The 17,856-nt window shown below is 32.8% G+C and carries 15 protein-coding genes; 11 read left to right on the top strand and 4 right to left on the bottom strand.

The annotated features are described in order from the left end of the window. Positions 1-113: 113 nt before the first annotated feature. Positions 114-1,646, top strand: coding sequence for an alpha-N-arabinofuranosidase (locus C1Y58_RS18620; RefSeq protein ID WP_105617743.1), 1,533 nt, complete (start codon positions 114-116; stop codon positions 1,644-1,646). A gap of 101 nt (positions 1,647-1,747) precedes the next feature. Here the strand turns inward: C1Y58_RS18620 and C1Y58_RS18615 are convergent, their stop codons facing one another. Beyond that, positions 1,748-3,277, bottom strand: coding sequence for a gluzincin family metallopeptidase (locus tag C1Y58_RS18615; protein ID WP_105617742.1), 1,530 nt, complete (start codon positions 3,275-3,277; stop codon positions 1,748-1,750). Between the two features lie 150 nt (positions 3,278-3,427). Here C1Y58_RS18615 and C1Y58_RS18610 point away from each other — a divergent pair, with 150 nt between their 5' ends. The 5 genes from C1Y58_RS18610 (at position 3,428) to C1Y58_RS18590 (ending at position 9,019) form a co-directional block, all read left to right on the top strand. Beyond that, positions 3,428-3,913, top strand: coding sequence for a permease (locus C1Y58_RS18610; protein ID WP_105617740.1), 486 nt, complete (start codon positions 3,428-3,430; stop codon positions 3,911-3,913). Continuing rightward, positions 3,910-4,440 carry a permease gene (locus C1Y58_RS18605; protein ID WP_105617738.1) on the top strand — a complete coding sequence of 177 codons (531 nt, stop codon included), beginning with the start codon at positions 3,910-3,912 and terminating at the stop codon, positions 4,438-4,440. Before C1Y58_RS18610 ends, C1Y58_RS18605 begins: the two co-directional genes overlap by 4 nt. A 244-nt stretch (positions 4,441-4,684) precedes the next feature. Continuing rightward, complete coding sequence (locus tag C1Y58_RS18600; protein ID WP_105617737.1) at positions 4,685-5,374, top strand: ABC transporter ATP-binding protein; 690 nt, start codon at positions 4,685-4,687, stop codon at positions 5,372-5,374. Position 5,375: 1 nt separating this feature from the next. Further along, a complete protein-coding gene (locus C1Y58_RS18595) occupies positions 5,376-7,733 on the top strand; it encodes an ABC transporter permease (RefSeq protein WP_105617735.1) in 2,358 nt (785 codons plus the stop codon). 44 nt (positions 7,734-7,777) lie between these two features. Next, positions 7,778-9,019, top strand: coding sequence for an HlyD family secretion protein (locus tag C1Y58_RS18590; RefSeq protein WP_157950198.1), 1,242 nt, complete (start codon positions 7,778-7,780; stop codon positions 9,017-9,019). A 74-nt stretch (positions 9,020-9,093) separates the two neighbouring features. Here C1Y58_RS18590 and C1Y58_RS18585 read toward each other — a convergent pair whose 3' ends face one another. Then, complete coding sequence (locus C1Y58_RS18585) at positions 9,094-10,140, bottom strand: GGDEF domain-containing protein (protein WP_105617732.1); 1,047 nt, start codon at positions 10,138-10,140, stop codon at positions 9,094-9,096. Between the two features lie 231 nt (positions 10,141-10,371). Here C1Y58_RS18585 and C1Y58_RS18580 point away from each other — a divergent pair, with 231 nt between their 5' ends. The 4 genes from C1Y58_RS18580 to C1Y58_RS18570 all read left to right on the top strand — a co-directional run bounded on the left by C1Y58_RS18580 (position 10,372) and on the right by C1Y58_RS18570 (position 14,829). Further along, positions 10,372-12,177 (top strand): S41 family peptidase, encoded by a 1,806-nt coding sequence (locus C1Y58_RS18580; protein ID WP_157950197.1) that lies wholly within the window; start codon positions 10,372-10,374, stop codon positions 12,175-12,177. 48 nt (positions 12,178-12,225) lie between these two features. Further along, entirely contained in the window at positions 12,226-12,417 is a 192-nt protein-coding gene (locus C1Y58_RS26545; protein ID WP_157950196.1) for a hypothetical protein, read from the top strand. A gap of 263 nt (positions 12,418-12,680) precedes the next feature. After that, positions 12,681-13,937 carry an MFS transporter gene (locus C1Y58_RS18575; protein WP_105617729.1) on the top strand — a complete coding sequence of 419 codons (1,257 nt, stop codon included), beginning with the start codon at positions 12,681-12,683 and terminating at the stop codon, positions 13,935-13,937. 265 nt (positions 13,938-14,202) lie between these two features. Then, positions 14,203-14,829, top strand: a complete 627-nt coding sequence (locus tag C1Y58_RS18570) for a 4Fe-4S binding protein (RefSeq protein WP_105617727.1) — start codon at positions 14,203-14,205, stop codon at positions 14,827-14,829. A 50-nt stretch (positions 14,830-14,879) separates the two neighbouring features. Here C1Y58_RS18570 and C1Y58_RS18565 read toward each other — a convergent pair whose 3' ends face one another. Further along, positions 14,880-15,725, bottom strand: coding sequence for an AraC family transcriptional regulator (locus C1Y58_RS18565; protein WP_105617726.1), 846 nt, complete (start codon positions 15,723-15,725; stop codon positions 14,880-14,882). 143 nt (positions 15,726-15,868) lie between these two features. On the opposite strand from C1Y58_RS18565, the gene C1Y58_RS18560 reads away from it, so the two are divergent. Continuing rightward, on the top strand, positions 15,869-16,990 hold the full coding sequence (locus C1Y58_RS18560; protein WP_105617724.1) for a uroporphyrinogen decarboxylase/cobalamine-independent methonine synthase family protein: 1,122 nt from the start codon (positions 15,869-15,871) through the stop codon (positions 16,988-16,990). 63 nt (positions 16,991-17,053) lie between these two features. Here the strand turns inward: C1Y58_RS18560 and C1Y58_RS18555 are convergent, their stop codons facing one another. Continuing rightward, positions 17,054-17,701 (bottom strand): SGNH/GDSL hydrolase family protein, encoded by a 648-nt coding sequence (locus C1Y58_RS18555; RefSeq protein WP_105617723.1) that lies wholly within the window; start codon positions 17,699-17,701, stop codon positions 17,054-17,056. Positions 17,702-17,856 lie beyond the last annotated feature (155 nt).

Below are 17,856 nucleotides of genomic sequence, written 5' to 3'. Positions count from 1 at the left end.
TAGCATAAACAAAACCATGATATATATAAACTTTTAAAGGATTGAAAAAAAGGGTTTAGTTGTACGTAAAATTAAAACTATGATGAATAGCACTGAAAGGAGCTTATATAATTATGAAAAAGTTGTTTATTAATGAGAATAACAAGCAAGGTCAGATTAAGGCTGAAATATATGGTCAATTTGCAGAGCATCTTGGTCGTTGTATCTATGAAGGTATTTATGTAGGGGAGGATTCTGAAATTCCTAATATAAACGGAATGCGTAAGGACGTAGTAGATGCTCTTAAAGAATTGCAAGTTCCTGTACTACGATGGCCAGGAGGATGTTTTGCAGATGAGTACCACTGGAGAGATGGTATTGGTCCTAAAGAAACACGCAAGAAAATGATTAATACCACTTGGGGGGGGAAGGTAGAAGATAATAGCTTTGGTACTCATGAATTTTTCGAGTTATGTGAGCAACTTGGGTGTAAAACCTATGTCAATGCTAACTTAGGTAGTGGTACTGTACAAGAAATGAACGAATGGGTAGAGTACATGACTTCCGATGCGGAGTCTCCAGTTGTTGAGGAGAGAAGAAAAAATGGACGGCAAGAACCTTGGAAAGTAGATTACTTAGGAATAGGTAATGAAAGCTGGGGGTGCGGTGGTCATATGCCTCCAGCTCACTATGCAGGTGAATATCGTCGCTATAATACATTTGTAAAAAACTATAGTTTTGATAGGCCAATTAAGAGAATTGCTTCTGGTCCAAATGGTGATGATTACAATTGGACTGAGGTTGTTATGGATACAATCTTAAATGATAAAGGATTTGCTCCAGAGTATGATTGGTATCAAGAAATGCTTCAAACAGGTTTAAGTGGTTTAGCATTACACTACTATACTTATCCAGATGGACATGTTCAGAAAGGTTTAGCTACAGAGTTTGATAAAGCTGGCTGGTATAGAACAATGACAAAAGCTGCATTCATAGATGAGTTGATTGAGAAGCATGGTACAATCATGGACAGACATGATCCAAATAAAAAAGTTGGCTTAATGGTAGATGAATGGGGAACATGGTTTGCTTCTGAACCAGGGACAAATCCTTTCTTCTTATACCAACAAAACACCATGCGTGATGCTTTAGTTGCAGGTTTATCTTTAAATATCTTCAATAAACATTGCGATCGTGTTCACATGACTAATATTGCACAAATGGTCAATGTACTGCAAGCGATGATTTTAACTGAAGGTAAAAAGATGGTATTAACCCCAACATACCATGTGTTCAAAATGTATAAGAATCATCAAGATGCTGCACTACTTGAAAGTTACGTTGATGGTATTGAAGTAATTGGTGCTGAAGATGACTTTAAGGTTGCTGATATCTTTGAATCAGCATCGATAGCTGAAGATGGAACAATTACTGCAACAATCAATAATATTTCGATAACAGAATCAGCGGATATGGAAATATTATTTGCTGAGCTAAAACCAGAGCATGTTAAAGCAACTATCTTAACTAATAAAATGGATGCTCATAATACTTTTGACAATCCAGAAGTTGTAAAAGTTGAAGAGTTTACTGATTTTACTGTAACAGATAGGGGAGTTAAATTTACACTGCCAGCATGTTCGGTAATCACATTTGAAGTAAGATAGACTTGGGAATAATCAGATACAATCTAAGACCATACCTAGTTTAACTAGGTATGGTCTTTAAATACTTTACTTTCTGTGATTGATCAATGACCTTATCAGTATTATAGAATGTATTTTAGTGAAAATTGATCACCACTTATTCTCTCAAAGAGCTCATTGTATTTATAGAGTCCAGATGGATTGATAACTTCTTTGAGAAGATAATTTTTAAATTTAACTGGGTTATCTGCAATATCTTTACCACCGTGTTTCTCACTAAAAACTTTACTTAGCATTTCACAAGTAACATCTCCCATGAAATAATTATGAAGATAGATGGGATGAGTGGTATGATGAATTCTAAAACCCCAAGGGAAAATATCACTATATGGCTCTTCATCAAAAAGATCTTTATGAATCTTCCAGTAGATGGAGTAGATATCATCTAGACTATTAACTGGATTTCTATAAAGCTCTTGATCAAACAATATACTTGTGATGGCGAAAAGAGCTTTTAAGTTATTATATTCCTTGAGGTTTTTGAACTGTTGAATTGCTTCCTCTTTTTGATCATTGAAGAACTTATTAAAGAAGATTTCATCATACATAAAGTGCCCGAACAAATTAGCGATACCTTCTGTTACGATACCATTAATTCCAAAGTTCAGGATTACTTTCTCAGGATCATTTAAGTATGAGTGAACAGCATGACCTGTTTCATGAAGAAGTACGCCATAATTAAAGTATCTATTTTTTATGTTCGCAAGTATTCTAGAGTCTTTACATGTTTCGATCGGGAAGTTATATCCCCATTCAGATTTATTTTTTCTAGGGAATACATCATATGTAATATTATATTCATCAATATTGATATCAAAGATTTTGAAGAAATCTCTAATGTTTTCGTAATAGTCGGAGAGATCAATTTGTTGATTCAATAATGGTGCAATCTTGGAACTTACATATTGCTCATCCCATGGCATGATTTTTGATCCGTTATTATACTTCTTTGCATAAGCACTTCTTTTTTGTTTAATTTCAGGAAGAAGGTCTTGAAGTTGTTTTTTCCAGCCGTTGAAAACTGATGAATCTAAGCCATCTTCTTTTAACTTGAGTTCTACAAAGTCCTTTTCACCACGGAGCTTTGCATATTCTTTTCTCAACTTAATGAGGTTTAAAAATCCCCCATCAACAAGTGGTTGGTCTATTTGACCGCGACAGTAAAAAGCAGCTTTTCGTTTCGCACTATCTTCTTCCTGAGTAAGAATATTTGAGATTTCCACTGATGTTATTTCTTTACCATCTAATTTAAAGCGAAAAGTATTAAGAATTTTAGATAATTCATTAACTTGTGCTTCGATAGCTTCTGCCATCTCAGAACATTCCTTTGAAAGATGATAAGGTTCAAATTGATTGAACATGATTTCAACTCGTCTTCGGTCCTCAAAACTTAAAGTGGTTTCTTTTTCTTTCAACTCTAAAACTGTATTATAATTTTTTTCATTTTCAAAAAATCGAATAAATTTCTTATAAGCATCCATAACACCAAAATCGTAACCAGTGGTATATTGTGTCCAACCTAAGCGACTATATTGAGCATGGAGATCATTAAGTTCTAGAGCTAAAGCTCTTAAATCATTCATAGATGACATAAGTTTCACACCTTTCATTTAATAGACATATATAACAAAGTATAACATGGATTGTTGAATGTATAAAAGCCTTTATTAGTTTATCATTACTAATACTTTCTTGACTATTATTTGCAAAAGTATTATGGTTTTGTAGAAGGGGGGATAATAATGAATGGTTATGTCATGTACATAGTTGTCATAGTACTCTTAGCTGTTTCTTTTCTTAGGGATAAGAAAAAGACAAAAATGGCAATGAAGAAAGCTTGGAAATCTTTTAATAATATACTACCGCAGTTTCTAGGAGTAATTATGTTTGTTGGTATAGTACTTGCAGTATTTGATACAGAATTTATATCAAAGATAATTGGTAGTGAGTCTGGTATTGTAGGGGTAATGCTTTCAGCTATTGTAGGAGCCATTACGTTAATACCTGGTTTTGTCGCTTTTCCAACAGCAGCCTTATTATTGGAAAATGGGGCAGGATACATGCAGATTGGTGCATTTGTTTCTGCACTTATGATGGTCGGTATTTTAACAGCGCCTGTGGAAATAAAGTATTTTGGCAAAAAGCTTACAATTCTAAGAAATGTATTAGCCTTTTTATTTTGCTTTATAGTAGCATATGTTATTGGAAAGGTGGCTGGCAGTATATGAGTCTACTTAAAAGATATAGATTTTCCTTCTTGATAGCTTTTGTTTTGGTGTTATTATATTTCATTAATCGAGAAATAGCTGTAAAAGCAATACATATTACTGGTTATAGTTTTAAAGAAATGATTTTGATTATACCACCAATATTTATACTTTTAGGCCTATTAGATGTATGGGTTCCAAAAGAAGTTATGATGAAATACATGGGTGAAAAATCAGGGATTAAGGGAATTATCCTGTCCTTTTTGTTGGGATCAGCAGCTGCAGGACCCTTATATGGTGCGTTTCCTGTTGCAGCAGTATTTATGAAGAAGGGTGTCAAATTTACTAATATATTAATTTTTATAGGAGCATGGTCCACGACTAAGATTCCCATGTTTTTATTTGAACTTTCTTCCTTAGGTTCTAAATTTGCTGTAACTAGATTGCTCGTAGATATACCTGGTATTATAATGATCGCCTATATATTATCCAAACTTGTTAGCAAAGATGAAGTAAAGAAGATATACGAAAATGCTGAATTGATGTAATATAGAATTATTGCAAATACAAGATAAGCCATGTTGTTGAGTTATAGTGACTAATAAACATGGCTTATTTGCTATACACAGGAAGATTTGAAGTTCATTGACTTAAGTGGTCAGATTTGATACAATGATATTGACTATATAGGTCAATATCTAAAGAGATAGTCAAAAATTACATCGAGAATCATATGAATAGTATAGAAGGAATTTTGAGATAATTCTGATATTAACTATAAAGGGGGGCAATATGGTTAAGAGAGTAAATAATAATGAAATAGTTTTGGTAGCTAAGAACTTAAATAAGATTTACGATAATGGTGAAATTCAAACTCATGCAGTAAAGGATGTTAATTTTACCATTGAGAAAGGTGAATTTATCGTTATTTTGGGTCCTAGTGGTTCTGGAAAAAGTACTTTGATGAACCTAATTGGTGGTATGGATAGTGTTACATCAGGAGAGCTTTTTTATAAAGAACAGGCAGTTCATCAATTCAACAAAAGAGCTTTATCGCAATATAGGAGAAATGTTATTGGATTCGTATTTCAATTTTATAACTTGCTTCCTAGTTTAAATTGTTATGAAAACGTAGCCTTAACAGCAGAACTCACCAAAGACCCTTTACCTGTAAGAGAGGTATTACATAAAGTTGGCTTAGAGGGAAGAGAAAAACACTTCCCATCACAACTCTCTGGTGGGCAACAGCAGCGAGTTGCTTTAGCTAGGGCAATAGTGAAATCACCAGAAATCTTACTTTGTGATGAGCCAACAGGTGCCTTGGATTCTGAAACAAGTCATAGAGTCTTAGAACTACTTAAACAAATCAATCGAGAGTATAAGAAGACAGTTATTGTTATTAGCCACGATAGCGAACTAGTAGAATTTGCTGATAGGTGTTTTATAATCCGTGATGGTTATTTGACAGAGAAGGAGGAATAACATGCTCCTTAGAAAAATGTTGAGAGATCTATGGAATCACAAAGGTACATACTTAGCTAGTATGACATTAATTATTGTTGGCATACTGGTTTATAATATGCTATCTATGCTTCATGACAGTTTCCAATATTCTTTAGACCAATACTATGAAACCTATAATTTTGCTGACGCTACATTAAAAGTGGTTGGAATGCCAAAGGATAAAGTTGACGATATCATGAGCCTAAGAGAAGTAAAGAATGCAGAAGGGCGATTGGAGAAGCGGGTTCGTTTAATTGATGAAGAGCAAGAAGTTATATTCCAGTTGATGAGTTATGATGCCTCAAAAGATAATCGACTTAATGATATAGAATTACTTGAAGGTAGGATGCCAGATCCTAATGAGCTGGAAATAATCATTGGAAATAAGTATTTTGAGGCTATGAATATGGAGCTAGGTGTTACGTTACCTGTTGTGGTCAATGGTAAGCGTTATAATTTAAAAGTAGTGGGTTATGGTCGGTCTCCAGAGTTTATATACGCTAAGAAAAACAATAATGAACTTATTTCGGACCCTAAATCATTTGACTTAGCTTTTATGCCTTATCAATCCATGAGCGATATATTTGGTGTAAAAAATCAAATTAATAATGTAGCTTTTACCCTCTATGATACTGATGATTTTGAAATGGTGAAGACAAAGATTAATGATATCATTTATAAGTATGGTATCCAACAGATAACTGATCGTGAAAATCAAGTAAGTCATGCTACCACTGTACAGAAAATGGACGGCATTGGAAGTATGACAACATCTGTACCAATTATGTTTTTACTTATCTCTGGAATCATTATTTATATAGTTTTAAAAAGGATAATAGAGCAGGAACGTATGCAGATAGGTGTTTTAAAAGCATTTGGTATAACTGACTACAGGATATTGATACATTACATCTCTTATTCTGTTATCATCGGTTTCTTAGGTGGATGCATAGGTACCTACATAGGAATTTCATCTGTTCCAAGTATGATTGAGATGTTAGGTATAGGTTTTAACATGCCTTTTGAAACAGCTGGGTTATATGAAAGGTATATTATAAAAAGCTTTCTCTTAACCATCTCTTTCTCAGTTTTCTCAGGTTATGCAGGTGCGAAGAACTGTCTGAAGCTACAACCAGCTGAGTCTATGAGACCTCCCGTAAGTAAGGAAAGCAAAGCGGGGATATTGGATAAATTTTATTTTCTTATAGAGGATTTTGATATTAAGTTAAAGCTTGCATTAAGAAATATTGTGAGAAATAAAGGTCGAAGCACATTTATTTTGTTTGGTGTTAGTGTAACAGCAGCATTACTATGCTTTCCCGTAGCTATGAATAATATGTATGATAAAATGCTAGTAGATCAATTTACTAAGATAGAAGTATATGACACGAAAATTTCTTTAAGCGGCTACATGGATCGTGAAACTGTAGTAAGAGAAATTGAAAATAAAGATGGTGTTACCATTGTAGAACCCATGTTGGAACTACCTGTTGAAATTTTTAATGGATGGAAAAGTCAAGAGTCTGCCATCATCAGTTTACCTTTAAATAGCCAATTGTATAATCTATATGATACAAACGATGAACCTATTGCATTACAAAATGATGGTTTAATGCTCAGTCATTGGATGGCTAGCAAGCTCAATATTGAAGAAGGCGATTACGTTAGTCTTAAAAGTCCTTTTTTCAGAAATGATACGATTAAGACTATAAGAGTTTCAAAGATTGTTCCACAGTACATTGGTTCCAATGGTTATTTGAATATTGAATTGGTTAAAGAGTTATTGGATGGTCAGGATCTGATTAGTGCATTAATGGTTAATGGTACAGATGGAGCCTTAATCCAATTATCAGAGGACTATGGTGAATCTCAACAGGTCAGTACATTTGATTTTAGCGAAAAAATAGCAAGAGAATTTCAAGAGTATATGTATCAAGCATCCGCTGTGACTCAAATTATTTTATTCTTTGGTCTGATAATTGGCTTTGCTGTTACATATGTTTCTTTAACAATCACCTTATCAGAAAGAAACCGTGAGTTAGCAACCATGTTAGTGATGGGAATGGGTGAAAATGAGGTTCATCAAGTACTCATCCTAGAACAATTTATAATCTCATTTTTTGGTATATTATTGGGATTACCTTTAGGGAAAATGTTACTTGTGGCTTTTGCAGAATCAAGTAGTACCGAGTATTTAGTGATGCCCGCTATTGTACCACTGGAGGCAATGATTTATAGTGTTGTGGCTACAATTATCGCCATTATACTTCCACAAATTATTGGGAGACGAAAAATTGCTAAAATCATTGTTACGGAAGCACTTAATGCTCGTGAATAATTAATATTAAGTTCAAGATGTATAGTAAAGAGAGGGTTATAATTATGAAGAAAAAGATACTAATTATTGCTGTCATTATAATGGTTTTAGGTGGGATAGGATTTAAGTATTATCAATCCAAACAACCCTTAGCCGTGAATACTGTTCAAATTGTGAAAACAGATTATGAGGATTATCACTATGAAGAAGGATCAGTAGAGTCAAAAGATAGAATAAAAGTTTTTAGTTCAGCAAATGGCAAAATAGTCGATTTGTTTATTGGTGAAGGAGACACAGTTAATAAAGATGACGTGATTTTAAGTGTGGACCAGGACGATTTAAAGTTAGAACTAGATATTCTCTATGCTCAAAAAAATGCACTTGAAGGGCAAGAAAAATCTGAAGGAGAAGTTGTTAAGGACTCTGAATTAAAACTTCAAAAAGAGTCTATAGAGATTGCTGAAAATAAGGTATCTTCATTGCAGGCTGAATTAGAAAAACAGAAGTCACTCTTTGAAAGTGGCGCTATTAGTCAAAATGATTATGAGCAGATAGAAGAGCAATATAAGCAAGCTGTTAGTGAATTAAATATCCAGAATTTTAGACTCATGACGTTAAAGGAAAGCTCTAGCCTTGGGAGTGGTAAAAGCCAGTATTATGAAGGGCAAATGGAGAAAATCGACTTGCAAATCAAGCAGCTTGAGGAACAAATTCAGGAAACACAAATACTTGCACCTGTGACAGGTACTATATCCAACTTCTCATTAGTTAAAGGAGATTTTATTACAAAGAATCAATTATTAATGGAGATATTTGACCCAGAACAATATGAAGTTGAAGCTTATGTGTTAGCTAAAGAAGTAAAAAACTTAGATACAGGTATGACCGCATATATAGAAGTGGAAAGTCAGAATAAGACTGAAACTGTAAAAGGCGAGATTACTTTTATCTCATCAAATGCTGTTGAGCTTGTTTCAGCTTTAGGCTTGGCAGAAAAAAAGGTGAAAGTTCTTGTAGAACCGAAGGAACCAATCAACTTGATCCAAGGAGAAATAGTAGATGTTAAATTCATAACTTATGATAAAGTAGATGCGCAAGTTATTTCAAAAGATTATATTTTCCCTTGGAATGATGGCGAAGGATTGTGGATTATAAAAGAGGATAAAGCGAAAATTGTAACAATTAATAAAGCTTATGATTCTTCATCAACGGTTATATTAGAGGATGAAATTGGTGAAGATACAGTGATTATTATTCCACCATATCCAGAACAAATCCAAGAAGGGATAGAAGTAAGTACAAATTAAAACACTTAGAATTAAAATAAGCCACGAAGCTAGTTTCGTGGCTATTTCTATATTAATGAACTTCTTTAATTGAGTTATAAACTAAGTGTAATATTATCTCTTCCGTGGGTTTTCGTCTCATAGAGGGCTAAATCCGCTCTTCTTAAGAGGTCTTTAACACTATCTGACGGCCTGAGATTGGTGACACCAATACTTATGGTCGTATCTAAATTTTTCTTCTGACCTATTTTTTGAATATGTAGACGTAAGTCATTCATCGTTTCTAACATGGTATCTTTATTACCAAAATAGATGATGCCAAACTCATCTCCTCCCCATCTTGCTAAAACATGTGGTTTCGGTATAATCTCTAAAGCTTTTTTGGAGAATTCAATTAACAATTCATCTCCAATAAGGTGACCATGGGTATCATTGATTGTCTTAAAGTGATCAATATCCAATAAAGCTATAAATACATTAGATAATGTATTTTCATCCTCAATGAGATTATGTAAATGCTCATCAAATATTCTTCTGTTGTTAACATTAGTCAAGCTATCAAAAGTTGCCAATTTATTCAATTGCTCATTAGCTTCCATCAATTCTTTACTATACTTTTCTTGTTTATACTTTTCAGTGTTATAAGCGTTTGCAAACTGCTTAATAAGAGTATAGGTAACATAGAGAGTTAAAGGTATCTGGACCAGTCTATCCATCAATTGAGATTCAGCCGAATAGGCCAACTTCAATTCGGGTCTAATGTATTCAAGTATATAGAGCCCTGTGAATGTAGAAATAAGTACGAATACAAGAAAACTTCTTTTTTTCCCATCAAATAAGTAAGTGATACTGACCAAGAGAAAAAATCCATATGGAATGGTATTATTAGCACTACCTCCTGAATCAAACCAACCTAAAGGAATAAAGACGAGAATGAGAAGAAGAAAACATAGAAACTTAACTTTTTCTTTTAATAAAGGATAATTAATACTATAAAAAGCGGCTATGCCTACAACAATCAAAGTTATCCATTTGATATTAATTCTAAAAGGTAAATCAATAATACTATTACCTATTATATTCAGAGTTGATAAAGCAATTCCCGTAATTAAAAGTATTCTATATATTCGGTCTTCTAACATCGTAACACGCTCATTTCTTTATTATACTATTCTATAGTATAAACTTGAAAAAATATAAAAGTCAAGCTGTTTAAGTCTACTCTTAAAGTATTATGTAGATTGATTAAAGTATGACAATATAGTCAGTTATATGTATCGTTGAATCAATAATAATTGTGGCTGATTGTAGAGTGATATATGATAATAATATCCAAAAATGTGTACTTATTAATGAGGGAGGATGTAACAGTCATGAAAAAAGTCATACTTGTATTAATCATATTAGTAGGTCTCACAGGCTGCACAGGTAATCAGATATCTGATCATAAAAAGGTGAATGGTGATAACATCCAAGTGCCCGAAGTTAGTGACTTTCCAGCAATAGAAAATCAGACATTAGAGAATCTCTATGCTTTTTCAAAGATCTATGGCTATGTTAGGTTCTTTCATCCAAGTAAAGAAGGTCATAATCTTGACTGGGATAAATTTGCGGTATATGGTGTTTCACAGATTAAATATGCTGAAGACGATATAGAATTAAAAGAGCAACTCGAAGAGATCTTCTTACCAATTGCACCAAAGATCAAAATAAGTTTTGATCCTGACTTAAACTATCAGTGTTCTTTAAATGATGATGATGACGATCTCTATGCGTGGCAACATGAAGGGGTAGAAGTTAATGGAAGGCGTAGTCAAACTGCATTTAAGAGCTGGAAAAATAACTCAAGATCAAAATTATTTGATACATTTCCTGAAGACAATGAAATGATTAAAGAGTCTATCAGCAGCGATCTCTACGTTTATATACCATTAGCTTTATACAAGCTTGATGCTATACCAGATGGTGATTATACTAATGGTTATAGACAACTATTATCACGCTTAGATGAGATGGATGTAGAGTCTTTCACAGCTGATGAGCAAGATGTCAGACTAGCTGATATTATCATCACATGGAATGTCATTCAACATTTCTTTCCTTACTTTGATGTATTAGATATTAAGTGGGAAGAACAATTAATTCCTTATCTTGAAAGAGCTTTAGTAGATCAAACACCAGAAGAATTTGAGGAAGTTTTAAATGAATTATTAGTGAACTTAGAGGATGGTCATGCTATAGCTTATAATGAAAACATGAAAATCAGAAAAGCTTTACCTGTAAGATTTGATTTAATTGAAGACCGGGTGGTAGTCTCTCGTTCCGAGACTCCATTATTAAAAACAGGTGATATTATCTTATCTATAGATGGGATGGATACCTTAGATTACTTGTATGAAAAAGAGAAACTGATATCTGGTTCCTCTCAATATAAACAATATAGAGCGCTACGCTATTTAGCAATTGGTAATGAAGGAGATAAGGTTTCTTTGCAGGTAAAGAGCCATGATTCAATTAAAGATATAGAATTAGCCTATAATCAATCCAGTGTAGTTGATGTATATGATCGACCATATAATTTTGAAGAAATTGAAGAAGGAATTTTTTATATCAATCTTGATACAAAATTTAATACAGCTAGAATTAATGAGCATATGGATGATCTAAAAAGTGCTAAGGGAGTCATCTTTGATAATCGGGGATATCCAAGTAACGATATAGCTAGTAAGTTGGTACCTTATCTGATTGATGAAACAGTTGAGTCTCCAGCCTATAGTGCCATGCAAATTGTTTATCCAAATAGAGAAAAATATGATTTGAAAGACTACGTATATGAATACTCACCTTTAGAAGATAAAATAGACGGTAAATTCTTTTTCCTAATAGATGCATCGGCTATTAGTCAAGCAGAAAATATTCCTTACATTGCTTTTTATAATCAACTTGGGGAACTTATTGGGCAGGCAACTGCGGGTGCTAATGGTAACAGGAATGGATTCAGCTTACCTGGAGGTTATAAAGTTTTCTTTACTGGTCTTCGTGTAGAAAACCCTGACGGTTCTCAATTCCATGCTAGGGGAATCAAACCTGACTATTATGTAAAACGAACGATCAATGGTGTTACTGAGGGACGTGATGAGTTTATAGAGAAGGCAATAGAGATTATCACTAATCCTTAAATAATATGAGTGTATTACGGTACTTATTGATAGGCAGGTGCTTTTAATTTGCTTAATATAGAATTACTGAGTCATAAATTCTTTGACAGTAGAAGGAAAAAAGGTTATAATGAACTAGTGTTTGTAAAAAATATTAAAAAGGAGGTTGTTTCCATGTTAAATGCTAAAATAAAATCAACTAAGAAAATTGATATCAAAACAAATGAATATGTAAACGAAACAACCTGTGATCAAGAATAAGATTTTTACAAGCTTTATTATTTAAGTTTATTGAGTCATAGGTTGATGCCTATGGCTTTTATAATTTTCTATTCTTATGCTTTAATAGTAAGTATATTATTGTCTATAAGAATTGAATTAAATAAGATATTTAAGCCATGTCAATATGACATGGCTTTTGATTTTGGTAAAATTAGCAACTATTTAGGGGGGAATCATTAGAGGATACAGTTGCCGGAATCATAAAGTCCAACATAACAATACGTACATAAAGGGGGATCATCATGGAATTATTGAAAAAATATTTTTCTGTATATAAAGGTTTAGACAGACAGATTTATTTTATCTTTATATCAAAAACTGTTAATGCAATGGGGGCGCTCATATTTCCTTTCTTAACCTTATTACTTAATGATAAAATAGGGTTATCTAGATCAGAAACGGGGTTGTTTATCACTATGAGTGGTGTTGTCTTTTCTGTATCTAGTCTTATAGGTGGTAAGTTAACAGATAAGATTGGAAGAAAGAAGATCATTATTATATTTGAATCAATGGCTGTACTATTGTATTTATCTTGCATGTTTATAGAACCATCCTTAATCATGGCATATCTATTGTTATTAGCAGGATTATTTTATGGTATCGCTATGCCAGCTCATGATGCTATGATTGCTGATTTAAGCACTCCTGAAAATCGACAAGCTGCTTATTCTCTCAGTTATCTAGGGTTCAATGCAGGTTTTGCATTAGCTCAGATTATGGCTGGATTTCTATTTGAGAATTACTTGTATATGATGTTCTTAATAGATGCTATAACAGCCTTGATGAGTATTATTGTAATAGGGCTATTTGTTAAAGAAACCATTAATAAGGTGGATGAGGTAGATGAGTCCAGCAAACTGGAATCAAAAGTTACAGGTTCAGTATTTAAAGTATTACTATCGAGGCCAATACTTATTTACTTTGCTATAGCAGTGTTAGGTTATCGTTTTGTATACTCTCAGTGGAGTTTTATGATGCCCATGCATGCTGAGTTTAATTTCCCTGATGGAGGAGCTAAGTTATATGGTTACTTAGGTGCATTTAATGCGATTATAGTTGTATTCTGCACACCGTTACTAACGTCGCTCTTCGAAAAGAAAACTAATATTAAAAGGGTATTTTATGCAGGTATTTTATTTACCATTGGGTTTGGCTTACTAGGCTTTATTTCTATTAAAACTGCATTCTTTGCCTCTATACTTATATTTACTTTAGGTGAAATTTTAGAGGCCATTAGTACCATGCCATTTATAATGAATCATACGCCGGCTTCACACCGAGGAAGAATTAGTGCGGTATTACCAATCATCATGGGAATGGGTTATACTCTCGGGCCTCTTGTTATTGGATATGTATTGGAATCTTTAAGCTTTGCTGATGCATGGAAAATAATTGGCGTGATAGGTTTAGTAGCTACTATTCTAATGAAATTAGTAGAGTTATATGATAATAGAAAAGAGCGTTTAAAGGATTTAAATCCTAGCCCAGAATTCGAATAAATCAAAATGAACTAATGAGTACAATGAAGAATATGAATTGAATTTGTCGAAAAAGAAATGAACCTGAGGATCTAGGTTCATTTTTTTGTATAAGGATGGGCACTAAGAATTAATATAATTTAAACTAGCTTAAGGTATTCCAATGGAATTCTAGGCTTCTAATATTATTCTTTATGCATATTGCATTTTATTATACAATATATTATAATATATAAATATTACAATATTATTTGATGATCAAACTATATCAACGGGGGTAAGTAATATGCAAACGAAAAGACTTATTAGTCAAATCATCTTTCTAATTATTTTTCTATTTTTAATGTTTACAAATAAAGCTCAGATTTGGATGGCATTTTTGTTCCTGTCCATTGGTCTTGCAGCATTTTTTGGTAGATTCTATTGTGGATGGATTTGTCCCATCAATACAACAACTCGAGTAGGGAATTTCCTTGGTAAACTTTTTGGAACCCAAAAGAAGGGTGTTCCTAAGTTTTTTAAATCTAAGGGATTAAGAGTTACAATCTTTGTTATTTTCCTTGGGGCATTAGGTTATACAATCTATACCATGATGAATGGTCAAAAATTCCCATTACCTGTTATTATTATTGGTTTAGGTGTTCTATTCACTATTTTTATAAATGAAAATACTTGGCATCGCTACCTTTGTCCATGGGGGATATTATTAAGTTTTACAGCAAAGTTCAGTAAAAGAGGATTAAATGTTAATCAAAGTGGCTGTATTTCTTGCAAGAAATGTTATAATGCATGTCCAGCTGAAGCTATTGATTTTGATAAGAAGGCTGAAATTGATAAGAGATATTGCTTACAGTGTTATAAATGTCAAGATTCATGTCCAGTAGATGTTATTAGTTATGAAAAGGAAAACTAAAAGAAAAGGATTATAAAAGGGTTGAAAGGTAATTTCGACTCTTTTTTTATTTACCTCCAATGTTGCCTAAATTTTAGCGGGGTTACCTTTTCATTTTGATTGAAGTATTTAATAAAATGGCTAACGCTCTCAAAACCGACTGTAAAGCTGATATCATTAATACTCTTATTTGTATGAATTAATAAGGTTTTAGCCTCATTTAATCGAAGTTTTAATAAGTATTCATAGGGACTATAACCTGTATAAGCTTTAAATTGCCTAATTAAATAGGACTTACTAACACCAATATTATTACACAAATCATCTAATGCTATTTTGTCTGTATATTTCGTTTCTAAAAATTCTTTAGCTTCTATAACTACATCAGGCACTGTCTCAGCAGTGGATAGTTGATTTTTAATTATAAGCTTAGTAAGTATATCCATCAACAATTTTGAAGAAAGAATATCGATATGTAGGTTTTTATCCAGTAGCAGCTGATGTATATCTAATATTTTATCTTTTATATAATGATCGTCATCAAAATATAGAGGTGAATGATTATTTGATAAAATCTCATGTACATAGGCCTTACTTTGGCAACCGTAAAAGTGGAGCCATATAAATTCCCAGAGATCCTTTTTGTCCGTGTAGTAATTTTGATGTTCATTACAATCAATAATAAAACCTTCATTTGATTTTAGTATATGTTTTTGATTTCTATATTCTAAATACCCAGTACCTTTAAGTGTAAGAACGAGGAGTACATCATTTAAGTGTTCTCTGTTTGTATGATAACCACTATTACAACAAAAATGTCCTATAGATCTTATACAGTAATACATTGATTTTGCTTTCATGCTTGATGAGTGTTGTAAACTCCAAGAATTCTCTTTTAAATCCAATAAATTTTTCATTCTTTTACCTCGAATTAAATCTAAATCTCAAAGTGAATTTTAGGTTCAATATTATTATATTTTTTAATAATATTATATAATGCTATCTATATTATTATCAAGTATAATGGGGATAGATTTATAGGAAATTGGAGGAGAATATAATGATAATTGAGCCAATCAGAGATAAGTGGGAAGGGACAATGAGTGATAGAGAACGCTTCAATAATCAAATGCATTTTAAACCTGTGGATCGCTGTTTTAATATGGAATTTGGCTATTGGGATGAAAATTTTACAGAATGGAAATTATTCGAAGAAAATGGTATAACAAATAACGCAGAGGCTGATCTTTTTTTAAATTTTGATACCATAAAAACGATAGGAGGTAATATATGGATGTCACCACTATTTAAAGAGAAAGTAGTGGAAGAGACAGCGACTACAAAGATTATTATTAATAATGAAGGGCTTTTGGCTGAAGTACCCAAAGACGGACATGATACCATTCCACATTATATTAAATCAAGTATAGTAACTCCAGAAGATTGGAAGAGGTGTAAGGAGGAAAGATTTAGAAGAGATGACCCCACTAGAAAAGTGGCTATTGAATTCTTAAAAAAATTACATCCAGTAGATCGGGATTATCCACTTGGGGTTAGTTGCGGTTCGATGATTGGTAAGGTAAGAGACTTATTAACTTTCGAAGGTCTTGCCTATGCTTGTTATGATTATCCTGAGATGGTAGAGGATATGGTGGAGACGTGTTGCTTATTAGTTGAAGATTTTCTTGATCAAGTTCTACCTCACTTTAGCTTTGATTTCGCATCTGGTTGGGAGGATATTTGTTTCAAAAATGGTCCAATCGTTTCTGTTGATTTTTTTAAAAATGTAGTAACCCCAAGATATAAAAGAATTAATAAAAAACTTAAAGCATATGGCATTGATTTATGGTTTACAGACTGTGATGGTGATGTAAGACCTATATTACCTTACTTTTTAGAAGGAGGTATCAACTGCTTATTTCCCTTTGAAGTAAATGGATGCGCACATCCTTCTGAATTATTACATGCTTACGAAGGAGAATTAAGAATCATGGGTGGTTTTGATAAAATGGCTCTGGGAAACGGAAAAAAAGCGATTAAGTCTTATATGGAATCCCTAGTTCCATTAGTTGAGATGGGAGGATACATACCTTTCTGTGATCATCGATGCCCGCCAAACGTTAAAGAAGAAGATTACTTGTATTATCTTGATTTGAAAGAGAAAATGTTTGGGATGAAATAAGTAGAGAGAAAATTTATTCTTTATTATGAAGGCTGTCAACAAAAGTTGGCAGCCCTAAATTTTCTAGAGTAAAGATAATGACTTATCTAGAGAATCCTTCAACAAATTTAACCATTCTTTAGCGATTAAAGCATGTCCTGCATTAGAAGGGTGTACTCCATCTGGTGCCCAGAAATCAGGGTCTTTATATACGGAAACTTGGTTAAATATACCATCTAAAGGTAATAAATGTGTACCAAATTCTCTTGCCAACTCGCGTACTACGTTTATTTTCGGGTCAAGGTCTTCTCTCCATTTTTTTCTATCATCAGGAGTAGGTAATACAAAGGGTTCGCAGAGGATTATTTCAGCTTTTGTTTTATCCTTTAGTTGTTGAAGTATGTATCGATAATCGTCCTTAAACTGTACTGTTGTAGTAGGGTCATTGCTATCATATCTTCTCCAGCAATCGTTTATGCCTATCAATATAGAAATAATATCTGGATTCAAATTGATACAATCTTCTTTCCAGCGAAACTTCAAATCTTTGACTCTGTTTCCGCTAATACCTCTATTTAAAAATTTTACATTCTTTTCAGGGGATGTTGCTGAGAACATTGACGCAGCCATCATTGCATATCCTGTCCCTAAATCATAATCATCTTCTCTTTTACGTCCAGCATCTGTAATACTATCACCTTGAAAAAGTATTATTTTTTCTTTATTAACCATTTTACTCACTCCTTGCGTATTTTTTATCATTATTCTCTTTTCGAATCTTAAAATTATCTCAGATACTTTAAACCAATTATACTCCATCTAAGTGTTGTAATAAAGTAAATGTAGGAAAATGTACATGAAATATGGAATTTATATACCATTAATAA

Origin of the sequence: Vallitalea okinawensis (assembly GCF_002964605.1) — a bacterium.
Taxonomy (GTDB): Bacteria; Bacillota; Clostridia; order Lachnospirales; family PQDH01; genus Vallitalea_A; species Vallitalea_A okinawensis.
This window is presented reverse-complemented; position numbering and strand designations above follow the sequence as displayed.